Raw genomic sequence first — 14,780 nt, 5'->3', positions numbered from 1 at the left:
AGGCGGTGGAGAGGCGAAGCTCCGGTGGTCTAAGGCGCCGCGTGGGATGGTATCCTGTGACCGTCCTTTGTTTCGCGCACGTCCTGATTTGGTTCACCGGGGGAAATTGGCGAACCGATCCATAAAATGGCAGTCGGCGCGCTTATGTCCATTGCCGCCCATTGGAGCTGGCTTCGAGCTTTTCCCAAAAGGGCCTCCGGTGCTATTCGGATATCGGTCACAACAAGCTGGAGCCTATCTATGTCCGAGAAGCGAAGGGTCGTCGCCGTTATACCTTGCAACAATCTCGCTGCGAGCGAAGACTTTTACGGCCTGCTGGGCTTCCGTCGCGATCCGGATTCTGAGGACTACGGCGATTACGTGATATTGACGGACGACGGAGGCGCCGAAATTCACCTGACGAAGGCGGCCGAGGACTGGCTCGTTCCCGGCAAGAGCCCGTTCGGCATCTACTTCTACGCTGACGATGTCGAAGAACTGGCGGCCCGGCTAAAAGGCAGGCTTCTTTATCCACCAGTCAAGCAGCCATGGGGCATGTTCGAATTCGCAGTGTCCGATCCGGACGAACACCTGGTGCGCGTGGGCCGGAGGATCGATTGATCGGGTCTGGACCTGCGGCCCTGATAACGGGGAGAGGAGCACCCGTACACCGCCTTTCTATTCCCCGTAGCGACGGCTGCCGTTTACATTCCGTCCGACGATTTCCCTGATGATGGTCAGTGTTTCTCTGGCGGCTTCGTTGGGCGGCAGGGCCGTGTCCGCGACGTTGCTGACAAGCCTGGTGATGTCGTGATCGATATCCTTTTCGGACCATCGTTTGCCCTTGGCGACAGTAATGTACACCGAATAGGCGTGGTGCATCGTCCCTGGCCGTTCGCCGATGATGTGAAGAATCCCTCGGAAGCTGTTGGGATTTGCCCTTGCGAAAAGTACCTCGCCGATCCTGTATCCGGCTCTCACCCTTCCGCTGGTAACAACAATGTTCTTGTTGCTCATTGCGACGCCAGCTGTGGCCAGCAGCCGGCGCATCTCCTCGAGATAGGGTGCAAGATGTCCATCATCCATGATGGCCTTTGCATTTAGTCCGTCGGAAATGACGATCTGACCTTGAGGGATATCGTCTCCCCAGGCATCTCTCAGTCTTTCGACGTCCCGCAATCCTTCCGCGTTCAACATCTCGCCGCTCATGGGATGGGCTATGTAGTCATTGCGATCCCTGGACTGTGTGTGCACTGAAACGGCATCGGGAATGCCAGCGATAAACTCGGGCGTGAATTCGGTCCAGAGGGACTGCTTCGCATCCTCGTACAAGCCTTTGACCTTGGTCGAAAGCGTCTGATTGAGATCCCATCTGTTCCTTCCATGCCCTGTGGCAATGTCGACCCCTCGCTTCTCAATCTCCCGCATCTTCTGCCGGCCTTCCGCATAGACCTGCTCACGCGATCTTTTGTCGCCCTTGGCCAGGCGATATTGGAAGTACACCCAAAGGGGATTTCCATAATTCGCCGTGTAGCGGTTGTCCTTGCCCACCACGCCGAGCCGCTTGTAGAAGTCCCAAATCGCATCGTTGACCCTAAAGCCGAACTTTTCGCGCAAGCGCACGTGATCCTGAAACGATGTGGTGAGGTAGCTCAACATCGGGTCGTTCTTCGTTGGCAGCGCGATCAGATAAGCGGGATTGGCCGGCATGATCTGATCCTGGCACCAATCCAGGTCATCAAGGCTCACTGTCATGTGCAATGTCGTACAAATGTCCAGACCGATGGTAAGGCCATGGAGCTTGCCCATGACCAAGTCTTCGAGACAGCATCTCACGAGTTGGTCGCGGCTCTTGAAAACCTCCGGCCCGATAAAACCGGCGACATCATTGACGTGAAGCCAGGCGCCCTTGGGCTGCACCTTGGCAAGCTCCAATCCTACAGCCCTGCTGAAGCCGTATTTTCGTGACTCAAGAACCATCATGTCGACGCCGTTCGCCGCCCCATTGGTGAATTCCGAGCCCTGTCCGGTTTCAAAGTAGAGGCCATATCGCTGCCCCTTCTTCGCCCGCGCATATTTCAGGATCTTGTCAATCGTGATGTCGAAGATCTTGTTACAATCGTCAGTTCCAGCAAGGCTCTGGAACATCGTGGAGACGGTTTTGGGGAAGCTGTCGCCTACTTCGGCCTGGACATCGATGTGCGAGAGGACGCACCACGGGATCACATCCTGCAGCTTGAAGGTGTCGACAACGTCCTTGAGCGCACGTTCGACAGTGGCGACGCTGTTGACCGTACTGTCAACTGGATTGGTGCCGATGACGATGTCGCCCGTGGCATACGAAAATGCGTCGAAGACCTGCCAGATTATGTCGTCGGGATGGTCTGTCGGCGAATTGGGCTGGATGCGAGCGCCCATGTATCCCTTCGCGCCAAGCTTGGTGCCAGGCATTGCGTTAAAGATCTTTCGGCTGACGGAGACGAGCTCTTCATTGCTCATCAATTTCGGCACGCAGCCGATGGTGTCGCTGGTCAGGCCATTCATCACACCCCTAATCTCGTCCTCTGGCTTTGCGAGGAGAAATTCCCTCAATTCGCCCATGGTCCAGTCCTTGACCTTTTCGTACTGGGCCTGGTCGGTGGTCTGCCAGATGAGTTGTTGCAGATCATCCTGAAATAATGGCCTCGCGTAGAGGTCTGCGAGCTTGGTATTCGTCAACAGAATGCGTGCATTTCGTCGCGTCGCATCGTTGTCGGCGCCAACGCCGATTGCTTGATCTCCTTCCTTGAACTCATTGGCAGCACCGATAACCTGCTGGTATAAAGTCGGTTCAAAGCCGCCCTTCATTCTTGAGATGTAGGTAAAAATATCCTCGCCTTGTTTCACGTCCTTGATGGAGAATGCATCCGGCTGGGACGCGGACTTGGCGCCATTGCTGTAACTGGCGATCGTCGCGGCGGCGGTTCCCGCCACCAGCAGAAGATCTCTTCTGGATAGTCCGTCACGCGCATCAGACAACAAGCCCTTGTTCATGGCGATACCTTTCCGTGGGTCAAAGGTCATTGGCTCTGCTATGCCTCGAACCGGCTGTCGGAGTGAAAACCTCCCGCAGCGGCACGGTTCTGAGCTACCTAAGGTCGTTTCGCAACTGAGCGGATCCCCGCCGCAAGATTTCCGATCGCAATGCCGCCTTGCGAACCCTGTTGTCCAAAATCGGAACCGCCGGTTGGCTGGTACAAGTGTTACAATCTCATGACGATGCGACCGTCGATCTTTCCCGCTTCCATACGGTGGAAAATGTCATTGATGCTCTCGAGACCCTCCCAGGAGAAATGAGGTGTGACTTTTCCTTCGGCCGCGAATTGGAGCGATTCCTCCAGATCCTGGCGCGTACCGACGATCGATCCCCGAACTGTTATGCGTTTCAGGACTGTTTCGAACACAGGCAGCGATATCATCCCCGGTGGCAGGCCGACGAGTGCCATCGTCCCACGCGATCGCAGGAAGCCAAAGGCCTGCTCCATGGCGGCGGGGGAGACCGCCGTAACGAGAGCCCCATGTACACCGCCATCGGTCGCCTTCCGAACCTGCTCGACGGCGTCGCCAGCCTTGCAGTTGATCGTGACGTCCGCCCCGAGTTGTTTTGCCAAAGCCAGTTTCTCTTCGAAGATGTCGGCGGCGACGACATGCATGCCCATCGCCTTTGCATACTGGACGGCCATGTGACCCAAGCCTCCCACGCCCGAAATGGCAACCCATTCGCCTGGGCGCACCTCTGTCTCTTTCAATCCCTTGTAGACAGTGACGCCCGCGCAAAGAACCGGGGCAGCGGGGCCGAACTCCAAATGGTCAGGCAGTGTGCCGACGAACTCAGGATCAGCGAGCCCATACTCGGCGAAGGTGCCATTAACGGAGTATCCGGTGTTCGACTGCGAGGCGCAGAGTGTTTCCCAACCGGTTCGGCACTGCGGGCAGTAGCCGCACGCGCTGTGTAGCCAGGGCACGCCAACACGGTCGCCCTCCTTCACTCTCGTGACACCGGCGCCGATTGCCGAAACATAGCCAACGCCCTCGTGCCCGGGTATGAATGGTGGGCTCGGCTTCACCGGCCAATCCCCATTGGCTGCATGGAGGTCGGTATGGCACACGCCAGTCGCTTCGTATTTGACGAGTATCTGCCCCGGTTGCGGAGATGGCACGGGCACATCTTCGATCACGAGAGGTGTGCGGAACTGTCGAACGACAGCGGCCTTCATCATCTGACCCATGAGTTTCCTCCAACTGGAAACGAGACGCCGGTCAATCTGAAGCTGCGTCGTGAGCCAACGATGCGCGGGATTGCCAAGAGACCGCGCCTGGTCCACAACGCAAAACACAGTAAGTCACGTCCCGATATCGTCGCAAACGTAAACCTCTTCCGATCGGTCGACAACAATGAAGCGGCGAGGGGGCCTTCGGCAGTCATAGGTCGGGCGAAATATCCTGGCAGAGAGCAGCCTCTGGACCAGCGGCTGAGGCCCATATTTCCGCTTGCGTAGGCTGCGCGTCGGCTCCATGTTGATCATATTCTTGGTCGGGAGGTTATAATGGTAACGGGCACGGTGAAATTCTTCAACGAAGACAAGGGGTTCGGTTTTATCAGTCCCGAGGGGGGCGGCAACGATGTGTTTCTGCACATCTCGGCTCTTCAGGCCTCTGGGATCCAGACCATCCGCGAGGGGCAGAAAGTCTCATTCGATACGGAACCGGATAAAAGAGGAAAAGGCCCGCAGGCTGTCAATATTGAACTGCGGTGACGGATCGCCTGTCATTGGCCCGCCTACTGTATGGTGACAAGGATATGTCGTCGTCGATGCCGATGCCGGCATTCTGCGGATCGATGGGTTTGTTACTCTGGGCTGTCCCGGCTGGAAGGTGATGACGTGGCTAACCTGATGACAGTCGCACGTGGTATCTTTGAGAGGTGCGGCTCAAACAGGGCGCAACTGGGCACCCAGCATCCTGCACAGGACGAAATCTCCCATGCCAGAGGGGGAGAAGCTTAGCTCTTTTTAGGCAACGCCTGCGCTTCTCTCGCGATCGCGGGCCGCTTTGGATTACAGGGCTCTGGCCATGCTGGCATTGAGCGATCATAGTCGCAGTGAGGTAAAAGGCAGCCCTTCTGGACCGTTCACCGCTCACTGGAAATCAAGTGCGACATCGTCCTTTCCGCGGTATAATGGTTGACTGCAAAGTTGACGGAAGGGAAGCCGATGAAAAGGCTAGCATTCGTTGCCGTGTCGCTTGCGACGGCGTTGACGAGCGTCCCGCCGGCAATGGCATTCCCCACCATCGTCGCCCCGAAGATCGATTCCCCGCAGGCGCAGCCGGTGGACTATCATGGCGGCCACGGCGGTTACTACCACGGCGGATACTATCACCATCATGGCGACGGCGGGTGGGGCTGGGCGCTCGGCGGTCTCGCGGCAGGCGCAATAATCGGCGGATTGCTGGCGCAGCCGAACTATTATGCACCTGACTACTACGACCCGGGTTACTACGGCCCGTCTTACTACGGCCCGTCTTATTATGCGCCTCGATACTATCGCAGAGCGTATTACGGTGGCAATGCGCATACGCGCTGGTGTTATGCGCGTTATCGATCCTACAGGAGTTATGACAACACGTTCCAGCCCTATTATGGCCCACGACAGGCGTGTGTCTCGCCCTACTACTGATGGCGCGCACGGCCCTTGGCGGAAGCGAAAGGATTTGCGCATGATGTCTGCCAGCTGATGGCGCGCGATACCCCCCGACCTCCATCTTATCAAGATGACCAAAAGCCTTCGGAACGGCAAAATTTCTTTCTTGACTATCTACGAAACGATCGCATGGCGACGGCCGTGGCGCGCCTCTGTCGCCGCGGGCGCGACCAGGCGGTACCATCTCTATGCCGCTGACCTCGTCACAAGCAGACGTCCGATCTCTACCCGGCGCGGTTCACTGTTCGAACGGTGCCTGTGCTGCTTGCGAAAAGCTCAGCCTGGCAGGATTATTGTGATGGTGAGCGACCGCTTGAAGAGGCAATCAAGCGTCTCGGAAAAGCAAAACGGCCAGCATGAGTTGCCAGTTGTGTCTTAAGGCCACGGCACATGGACAAAGAAGCAAAAACCACGGCCACCCGGCCTTGGCGTGTCGGTGCAGCGACTGATCTGCCGCACGACCGGATAACGGTGGAGCGGTTTCGAGAAGCGTTTCCTCGTGCGCGGTGGAGCGACAGCCTGAACGCCTGGTTCGTGCCCGGTCGTACTGCGGAAAGGCGTATCAGCCGATGGTTCGCCGAAGTGGAGGCTGAGGCAGATGCATTCGCTGACGAAAAGGGCAGGGACGCGTTTGCATTCGATCCGATCGAAAGCCGATATCTCGAAGCCGCGACGGCGACGTTCCAGATCCGGACGCCCTATTCACGAAGTGTCATCAAGGAGATCCGGGAGATCCCTTATGCACGCTGGGACGTTGATCGCCGCTTATGGACTGTTCCTTACCGGTCATTCGAGGACCTCCGCAGTCGATGGCCGGCGATCGAAGCGGCTTCCGAGCGCAGTGAGCCCGAAGCGAGGCGCGCGCGGCGGGAGGCCATCAAGGGAACGGAAGAAGAGGGCTTGTCCAAGGTGAGGACACGGGAGCGCCGGCGGAAGCGATACCCTGTTCCCGCACATGATGGCCCGCCTTTCGCGCGCGCGATCGGGACGCATGTCGGAGTCGTCTGTTTCATCGGCACTGACGGCGAGTTGGCGGACCGGCCCACGGTCAGCGCGTTCTACTTTCCCGCAACTGAAAGCGTAGAATATGTCTGGGCGTCGTGGCGCGCAGGCACACTTGAAGAACTGGTCACGACATGGCCTGCGCGAACACCACCCAACAAGAGTGAGCTCGATCGGGGCTGGTGGATGCCGACGCTGGAGGAGTTGCGACCTGCGCGACGCGACGCGAGATCCAGACGGCTGGCGAAAGAGCGTAAAAGCAAGGACAGGTCATCGAATGAAAGAACGGCAAACCGCCGCCTTTGAGCAATTCCGAAGCCTGCCGCCGGTCGAGCCGATCGAAATCGTCGGATTGTGGCAGGGGCGCGGCATCCCCGCCGGGCACCCGCTCGACGGCGTGCTGGAAAATCTTGGCTGGTTCGGAAAGCGGTTTAGGGCGGACATGCGTGCAGACGCATTACTGTTTTGGACGCGAGAGCGGCGCCTGATTGCCATCGATCCAGCACAGATACCGGTTTGCCTGGCACTTCGTTTCCACAAGCTCGGACGCACGGGAGCGGCGCGGATCCTGTTCTCCTATCTGCGCCGCGGTTTTCAGGCGAGTGGTCCGGTGGCTTGCCTGAGGATCATGCGGTTTGCCGGCGCCGAGAGTGCGGCGATGGTCTATGACGAGCAGCCGATTGTCGACTATTTCCGCCGCGTCGATGAAAGAAAGATCATGGGAGTGATGACGATCAAAGGCGAAGACCAAATCTACTTCTTTGAACTCGAACGGACGGAAGAGCTTGAAAAAGAACAGGCGCACACCAAATAACGCCCCACTACCCGTTTCGATGGTCCTTGGCGAGCAGATTTCTGCCGCCTGCGGTCGTCCGGGTTTGGCAGGGCGCTCCCCGCAAGGGTCGAGCGCCCTGCCTGTTTTAGTCTGCATTTTTCGGCCATGGACAACAACATTGTCCTGGATCTCACGGCTCTAATGCATGGCGGAGCGTGGCATTGACAATCGGCGAAACTTGATCTGCGCGATCAAAGTCGGCTGAGCGAAGGCTAGTCTTCCTGCTTGAGGGTCGGCCGGCCATTTAGCCTTCAGTCTATCGACGCCACTAAGCCATGGAAGCCTGCTTGCGTAGCTTTCCTAACAGTGGAAGTATTCGAGATAAGACATTGAACTAAAAAACAATATTCTCTGGGATCTCTTTAACTCAGGTCATCCTTTCATTGCCGCTAGAATGAATCTCTCGACTTGCGTAGGCGAATGAGAACCACTCCAAGTGTGGCCCGCCACAAGCGCTAGAGCATTGCCTCACTGACAACGCTCGCGTTTTCTGACCCTAAGCCTCATGGAGGTAAGCGATGGATCGTCGCCTCTCATTCAGACCTAAGTCCAACGCCCGAACTTAATGATCCTTCGACTGTTTCTTAAGGGAGCCGGAAGGAGAAAAGACGATGAAGTTCGGATCAGACAGCTTTAGCCATGAACAGCATTGCACGAGCGGTCATAGTTCGGCTGCGACTATTGCATCCGTTGAAGCGGCAATGTCCGCCGACCCCGATCTGGATAGCTCTGCCATCACGATCAAGATGCTGGGTCCTGTCATTCTGCTAGAGGGATACATCAATAACTACGCCGAGCGGGAACGCGCAACTTCAATCGCCGCGTTAATAGTCGGACCAGAAAATGTCCAAGATCGAATGCTAGGTCGCATTATTGAACACTAGGATCATCAGTCGTGGTTCTCGGTTATTTGTGATGCGCATATTTCGCAGGCCCGGAAAGTGGATGGGCGTGCGGGAAGCTTCCTCTTATCGTTTCTTACGATGACGCTTTGAAAACGTGGGCGGAGCGGGTTACTGCATGGGCCCGCGGCGAAGAGCCCGTTGACGCGGAACGGGTTACCGCGCCGCTTTCCCCGTCCAAAAAGGGGCGGATGTTTACCTCTATTTCGACAACGACGTTAAAGTTCGAGCGCCTGCCGATGCGCATATGTTGGCGCAGCGTCTTGGGCTCGTGGTTGGGGCAGAAAGCAATGATGTTTCGACAGGAGTACCAAAAGAGCTTAGCACGCTGGAGAAGCCGCGACGGCATTGGCCGCCGATAAGTAGCGCACCGTAATCCGTCCGAGGCAGGCGCAATGATCTTTCATTCTCGACCGGCTCTGGCGTGGAACCGGATTTTGGGTCAGGCGCACACATTATCACGCTCTAGCGCTTGACGTGGCCGGTGGAGTTGCCGATCACCGTCGAACAGCACAGCAAGAGGGATCGAATGCCGCATTATCTCGTGATGCACACGTCACTTGTCGAAGCCGAAAACGAGGAGGCCGCCGCTCGGAAAGCCTTGCTGACGATCAAAGAGAGCAAGGAGATTTCCTTTTCTGTGAAGTTTGATGAGGCCAGCGTGAGACGGGTCGTCGTTTCAACTGCCGATATTCCGTGCGACCTGCGGCCATTAGCGGGCGATCCTGAAAAACAAGAAGAGGAGACACCCGTCGACAGTATCGACGGAGCGCCTCCCGAGGCGTCGTTCCATGCCTTCATTGATCGAACGAAGTTCGCAATCGCATTGATACTTTTCATCTCTGGCTTGTGCCTTGGGTTGGCATACCGCGTCGCGTAATACGGTCCAGATCAGCGGGTCAGCGGAAATGAAACCCAAGCGCCAGCCTGGCGTCTGGCGACGGCCTCAGTGAGGCAGCCGCCGTAAGGGCGCGCGCATGACCCGGCCCGGTTGGGGAGCCGCCCATTGAAAATGGTTTGTAACTTGAAATGGATCTACATCCAGGCTGAGGTGTGGCCGAAAAGCCTGAAGCTGTGAGGACCCCGCGAACGTCGTGGTTTTTAAGGTTGATGGGTCGATCTCAGCCGCAGAGCATAAACACTTTGTCCCGCTTGCATTTTAGTAGTTGCTTAATCTTTATATGTCAGATTTTCATTTGTCACGGGTAGGTTATCGTGGCGCAACATCACATGCTAAGGGCTCGCCGCAGGTATATCGTGGCGAGCCTCTTTTGTTAGCGCGCTGCGGGGTTGCCGACACGGCGTTCTGCGTCAGTGACAGTACTTGCTGCGTCACCCCCGAAACCATTGATCCCGTTGGCACAGGAGGTGATTGGCAGCCTCAACAAGCATGTGGCTATCAGAGCCGAAATGATCTCCATTTCCAACTTCTTCGGTTCCTTCGATTGTTGCTGCCTGGACGAGGCTAGCGACGCTTCCGCTGGGCGTTAACGCTGGATTGTTGCTCGGCTGCCCCGACGCCGACCCGTCGGTAAGTTTTGATGACGACAATTGCGTCGATAGGAGTGCGACGCATCGCAATCCAAGGACCGGAGATCGCTGGATCCTCGAGATCGAGGCGATGGGCGTTACGTGGTTCTGGTTCTGGGTCGAGCAGGAGTTTAGAGGATTGGGCGTTGCCACGAAGCTGATGTCCAAGGCTGTTGCGTATTTGAAAAGCCGCGGTTGAACGGGTATTGTGTTGCATTCGTCAAAAGCAGGTGAAGCGCTTTATCGCAGTCTTGGCCCGAGCCGGCACATGAAATGCGAATGACATTTGGCACCGATGATCTGAATGCCGCAAACATCTCATCAGAACGTGGAACATAGCTGCCTCATCGAGGTTGAGGAATTCGACAGCGGCCATTTTCATCGAGATGGAACGCCCTATCTCGCAGTCAAAGCGCTCGTACGGTGCTGCACTGAACGGTTTGTGAAGCAGAACGTTTCTCTTTTCTCGCGCAGACAAGAGCAGGTGAAAATCCATTCACCGGCGCGCGAGCATCCTGCGCTGCAACTGCTGTATGCACGATTAGATACCATCGGACGCGGCTCAGGAGTGCGAATGACACGACGCCCCTCGCGAGGAGAATGGAAATGACAGGGCACGGCAACAGAAAATCCTCGAGGTCGAGCAGGCAGCAACGGCTCGATGCTTTCGAAGAAACGACGCGCCTCGCTCGCCAGAGTGTGGAGGAAGAGCGCCGAGAGAGGGAAGAAAAAAGCGAGCGACTTCGAAGGGCACGGCTGGAAGCGCAGGAACAAGATCGGCAGGTTTGACGTGCGCCTGCAGCCGAAACCTTCGCAACCAACCGAGTAACACGGCCCCTCTGCCTCTAGCCTACCTTATCCTGTGTTTGCGTTTCAAAGTCGGAGGCATCGTGTCGTTCATGGAGTTGTTCTGAAGGATCGCCATTGATCCGGTTGACCATGCGGCCGCGCTTGACCGCCGGCCGGTTTGCGATCTCAGCAGTCCAGCGCTGCAGATTCTTATAGTTCTCAACATCAAGGAAGGTTGCGGAGTCGCCGTATGCCTTTCCTTGCGCGAGGTTCCCGTACCAGGGCCAAATTGCGATATCCGCAATCGAGTATTCGTCGCCCGCCATGAACCGGTTGCCTTCAAGATGACGGTCCAACACGTCAAGCTGACGCTTCACCTCCATCGAAAAACGATCAATGGCATATTTGATATGCATTGGAGCGTAGGCGTAAAAATGGCCGAAGCCGCCGCCAAGGTAGGGCGCCGAGGCCATTTGCCAGAACAGCCAATTCATCGTCTCCGTCTGCGCCTTGTGCTCTTGTGGTATCAGGGCGTCAAATTTCCTTGCCAGATAAAGAAGTATGGATCCGCTTTCGAACACCCGTGTCGGCTCAGGTGTAGAACGGTCCATCAGTGCTGGAATCTTCGAGTTTGGATTAACCTCCACAAAGCCGGAACCGAACTGGTCGCCATCGCCGATCCTAATGAGCCACGCATCGTATTCCGCTCCGCTGCGGCCGAGCGCAAGCAGTTCCTCCAGCATGATAGTGACCTTCACGCCATTCGGAGTTGCCAGAGAGTAGAGTTGCAGGGGATGCGTTCCGACAGGCAGAAGCTTATCGTGGGTGGGGCCGGCAATGGGCCTGTTAATGTTGGCAAACTGTCCGCCGTTGCCTTTTTCCCAATGCCATACCTTTGGCAGTTCGTACCCGGGAGGGAAATTATTGGCGGAGCTATTTTCAGTCATACTAGATCCTCTGTTGGGCAGTCATGGGCAGGCACATAGGCTTCAATTGTTATAAAGGAACCGCGACACGAGAGTGCCGCGCCCCGGCACTGCCATTCGCGACTGCGCTCCGGGCCGGTTTCGCCGGCCCTATAGGAACGATGTTTGACGGCGTTAATCGAGAAAGCTTGTGCCCGTAAGCTCGGAGCTACTGGAATAGTTTTCTCGTCGCAAGGGATGGCGCGTGGACGTCGGTGCGAATTGCGGAGCTTGTTATTTGGCGACAGTTATTCTACTCTTCCTTGTAGGTTTTTAGCCTAAATCCCGGATTGGAGCGTCTCGCATGCTGAAACGTGTTTCCGTCCTTTTCTCGGTCTTTTTGACGGCATGCGTGCCGTCCTGGACGTACCCACCCTTTGCGCCAACTAATGCCCGTAACTGTCAAAGTGCGCCGCCGAGTCGAGTTGAATCTGCCGATTGGCGCCGGGCACAAAAGCTGAACACGCGTCAATCCTATCAGGCTTTCCTCGCAAAGCACCCTCGCAGTTGCTACGGCAACTTGGCGGTCGAAAGGATGAAGAAGGGGGTTCAACGGCAACCTGTTGCAGTACGGAAGTTGAACACCCAATCCGAACGGGGCTGGGGCCGCGGATCAGCCTATTAGCGCCCGTTCTGTTCTCTGCCTCGGGAGGCTGCGAGCAGTGCGGTGGAAATGTCTCGCTGCATCAGGGTATTTGAAACAGGGTTCAAGCTCATTTGAGGGTAGGGTATTCCGGGTGCAGCAAATAATCTCGGGGTTGGCTGATGCATTTTGACGTTGTTCATGCTGCCGACCCACGATTTCTTGGCGGTACGTCGAGCGCACTGAGAGCCGAGCTCAAGGCGGCGAGACAGTGCGAAGTGAGCTGTGGGCTATTGCCCTTCCTCGGACAGCGCACCCGCGAGTTAGGCGTCTTCGACACTCGCACGGCCGCCACAATTGAACAATCGAATGCCGTCTGGCTAACAGGGTCGGAAGAGGCAACGTGCGACATTCTTCTGGCTCACCATCCTGCAGTGTTCGAGCGTATGCCGAGTTCGCCAGTGCGCATAAGACCTCGCCGCGTCGTTTGCGTGGTTCATCATCCTCTGTTCGACGGCAATCGAGTTCCGCAATACGATCTGACGGTCGTGGGACGTGTCTTGGACAGGCTCTTTGGTGTGCCAGTCGCGTTCGCTCCTGTCGGGCCAAAGGTCCGGTCACAGTTCAACAGTATTGGGACCGAAAGCCCCCCGCTTCTCCGACACGATTTGTATAATATGGTCGACGCCGCTGAATGGGCGTTACCCGAGCGATCAGCTCCGGCAGGTATCGCGAGTTTGGGACGCCATACGAGGGGAGACCCGGCGAAATGGCCCAGTTCTGCCGATGACCTGCGGGCAGCTTACCCCGACGCACCCAATTTCGCCATCAAGGTGTTGGGCGGTGTCCCAGAGCCAATCCAGCCGTGGATCGGCTCGAACTGGCAGATCAGTCCATTCGCGCAAAGCAGCGTCCCAGACTTTCTCAGACGCCTTGATTTCTATGTCTATTTTCACAGCCGGCAATGGGTGGAAGCCTTCGGGGTATGTATCGCAGAAGCAATGGCCAGCGGCTTGGTGACAGTGCTTGACCCTTCATTTGAAAGCCTGTTCGAAGATGGCGCGGTCTACTGCAACATTGTAGAAACGCGAAGCGTCATCGAGCGCCTCATTGCCTCTCCTTCGACCTATCTCCAACAATCAAATGCCGCCAAGGAGCTTGTCCGAAGGAAATTTGCGATCGATCAATATCCGCAACGCATGGCACGCCTCTATGATGATCTTGAGCTTCGCAGACCTTCTTGGCTGGAAAACAGCCGGACCGTGGGCAGCGGTTGTTCACCTGGCAAGACTGCCGAAAGTGTGACGCCTGAATCCGCCCCGCGACGTGTAGGCAAGAAGCGCCGAGTGCTTCTTGTCGCGACAAACGGCATCGGGCTCGGTCATATCACACGACTGATGGCGATCGCAGAGCGGCTGCCCGATGATATGGATCCGATATTCTTTACTCGATCGGCCGGATCCGCGTTGGCCCATGCGCGAGGTCATGCTGTTGACTATACGCCTTCCGGTTTGGCAATCGGCGTAACGGATGAAAGCTGGAACAGGGCTTATGCGCAGGAGCTGGTGACGGCAGTCGAGGCGTTTGATGCCTCGGCGGTGGTGTTTGATGGAAACAGGCCGTTTCCAGGGTTAATTGCCGTTGCCGAATGCCGACGCGACCTCGCCTGGATCTGGATCCGGCGTGCGTTGTGGCGTCTTTCCCACAATTTCGAGCCGGGCGTCCAGGACATATTCGACATGGTGATCGAACCAGGCGAATTTGCGCATGACGAAGACCATGGTCCGACCCGCGATATGCCCGGGGCAGTTGCTGTTCCCCCTGTGCTTCTGTTGGATCCCGGTTCGGGCCTGCCCAGGAGAGAAGCTGCCGCCAAGCTTGGCGTCAACCCGGACCGGTTCACGGTTGCTGTACAACTGGGGTCGCAACGAAATTTCGACCTGGAGGATCTCCCCAGTCTGATCTTCGCCGATCTGGCCAGACGGAATGTGCAGACGGTACAGGTCCTCAATCCGTTGGCGCCACCTCCCAAGCAGGAATGGCCGAGCGTTTTGCGCACAAGCGTTTACCCCTTGGCTGAGTGCGCCAGCGCGATCGATCTTCTTGTCACCACCGCGGGGTACAACAGCTTCCATGAGAGCATCCTGGGAGGGATCCCCTCGATCTTCGTGCCCAACCAGGCGCCGGAAATGGACGATCAGCAACTTCGCGCCGTTTATGCCCAAACTGCGGGCCTGGGTCTTTGCTTGCGATACTCGGAGTCGGATCGTGTGACGACAACGCTCGACCTGGCGCTATCAGATGCCTTCCGCACCGAGGTTCGCCGGCGTCTGGGGCGCCTGAATTTCGTTAATGGAGCCGCCATGGCCGCGAAAGCGGTCGAGCAGCTTGTCTTCAGCATCCGCGCTGACCGACCCCTGCATGCCGCGATTGCTCGAATGTGAGCTCATGGAA

At 57.0% G+C, this 14,780-nt stretch carries 12 protein-coding genes and 1 pseudogene; 10 read left to right on the top strand and 3 right to left on the bottom strand.

The genetic code is table 11. The annotated features are described in order from the left end of the window. Positions 1-240: 240 nt before the first annotated feature. Positions 241-600, top strand: coding sequence for a VOC family protein (locus IB248_RS05260; RefSeq protein ID WP_113470370.1), 360 nt, complete (start codon positions 241-243; stop codon positions 598-600). 57 nt (positions 601-657) lie between these two features. Here the strand turns inward: IB248_RS05260 and eutB are convergent, their stop codons facing one another. Both eutB and adhP read right to left on the bottom strand, forming a co-directional pair. Continuing rightward, the gene (gene eutB / locus IB248_RS05255; protein WP_192240533.1) at positions 658-3,012 is read right to left on the bottom strand and encodes an ethanolamine ammonia-lyase subunit EutB; all 2,355 of its coding nucleotides are present in this window, start codon (positions 3,010-3,012) and stop codon (positions 658-660) included. A 209-nt stretch (positions 3,013-3,221) separates the two neighbouring features. Continuing rightward, entirely contained in the window at positions 3,222-4,247 is a 1,026-nt protein-coding gene (gene adhP / locus IB248_RS05250) for an alcohol dehydrogenase AdhP (RefSeq protein WP_169680728.1), read from the bottom strand. Positions 4,248-4,562: 315 nt separating this feature from the next. Between adhP and IB248_RS05245 the strand changes: the two genes are divergently transcribed. The 8 genes and pseudogenes from IB248_RS05245 to IB248_RS05215 all read left to right on the top strand — a co-directional run bounded on the left by IB248_RS05245 (position 4,563) and on the right by IB248_RS05215 (position 9,339). After that, positions 4,563-4,775 (top strand): cold-shock protein, encoded by a 213-nt coding sequence (locus tag IB248_RS05245; protein WP_169680992.1) that lies wholly within the window; start codon positions 4,563-4,565, stop codon positions 4,773-4,775. Positions 4,776-5,231: 456 nt separating this feature from the next. Beyond that, positions 5,232-5,696 (top strand): BA14K family protein, encoded by a 465-nt coding sequence (locus tag IB248_RS05240; protein WP_192240463.1) that lies wholly within the window; start codon positions 5,232-5,234, stop codon positions 5,694-5,696. Between the two features lie 57 nt (positions 5,697-5,753). After that, positions 5,754-5,918, top strand: a complete 165-nt coding sequence (locus IB248_RS32350; RefSeq protein WP_348644120.1) for a hypothetical protein — start codon at positions 5,754-5,756, stop codon at positions 5,916-5,918. 192 nt (positions 5,919-6,110) lie between these two features. Next, a complete protein-coding gene (locus tag IB248_RS05230) occupies positions 6,111-7,028 on the top strand; it encodes a hypothetical protein (RefSeq protein WP_192240462.1) in 918 nt (305 codons plus the stop codon). Beyond that, the gene (locus tag IB248_RS05225) at positions 7,000-7,536 is read left to right on the top strand and encodes a DUF4334 domain-containing protein (RefSeq protein WP_192240461.1); all 537 of its coding nucleotides are present in this window, start codon (positions 7,000-7,002) and stop codon (positions 7,534-7,536) included. The genes IB248_RS05230 and IB248_RS05225 overlap by 29 nt, the downstream gene beginning before the upstream one ends. A gap of 632 nt (positions 7,537-8,168) precedes the next feature. Continuing rightward, a complete protein-coding gene (locus tag IB248_RS05220; RefSeq protein ID WP_062375180.1) occupies positions 8,169-8,441 on the top strand; it encodes a BON domain-containing protein in 273 nt (90 codons plus the stop codon). Positions 8,442-8,539: 98 nt separating this feature from the next. Beyond that, positions 8,540-8,835 (top strand): annotated as a pseudogene (locus IB248_RS31565) (DUF72 domain-containing protein); the annotation flags it as partial. A 153-nt stretch (positions 8,836-8,988) separates the two neighbouring features. Then, entirely contained in the window at positions 8,989-9,339 is a 351-nt protein-coding gene (locus tag IB248_RS05215) for a hypothetical protein (protein ID WP_192240460.1), read from the top strand. A 1,495-nt stretch (positions 9,340-10,834) separates the two neighbouring features. Here IB248_RS05215 and yghU read toward each other — a convergent pair. Beyond that, a complete protein-coding gene (gene yghU, locus IB248_RS05205) occupies positions 10,835-11,725 on the bottom strand; it encodes a glutathione-dependent disulfide-bond oxidoreductase (protein ID WP_192240458.1) in 891 nt (296 codons plus the stop codon). A gap of 783 nt (positions 11,726-12,508) precedes the next feature. Here yghU and IB248_RS05200 point away from each other — a divergent pair. Then, on the top strand, positions 12,509-14,770 hold the full coding sequence (locus IB248_RS05200; RefSeq protein ID WP_246779211.1) for a glycosyltransferase: 2,262 nt from the start codon (positions 12,509-12,511) through the stop codon (positions 14,768-14,770). Positions 14,771-14,780: the final 10 nt, after the last annotated feature.

This window comes from Rhizobium sp. RHZ01, from assembly GCF_014851595.1.
Taxonomy (GTDB): Bacteria; Pseudomonadota; Alphaproteobacteria; order Rhizobiales; family Rhizobiaceae; genus Rhizobium; species Rhizobium altiplani.
This window is presented reverse-complemented; position numbering and strand designations above follow the sequence as displayed.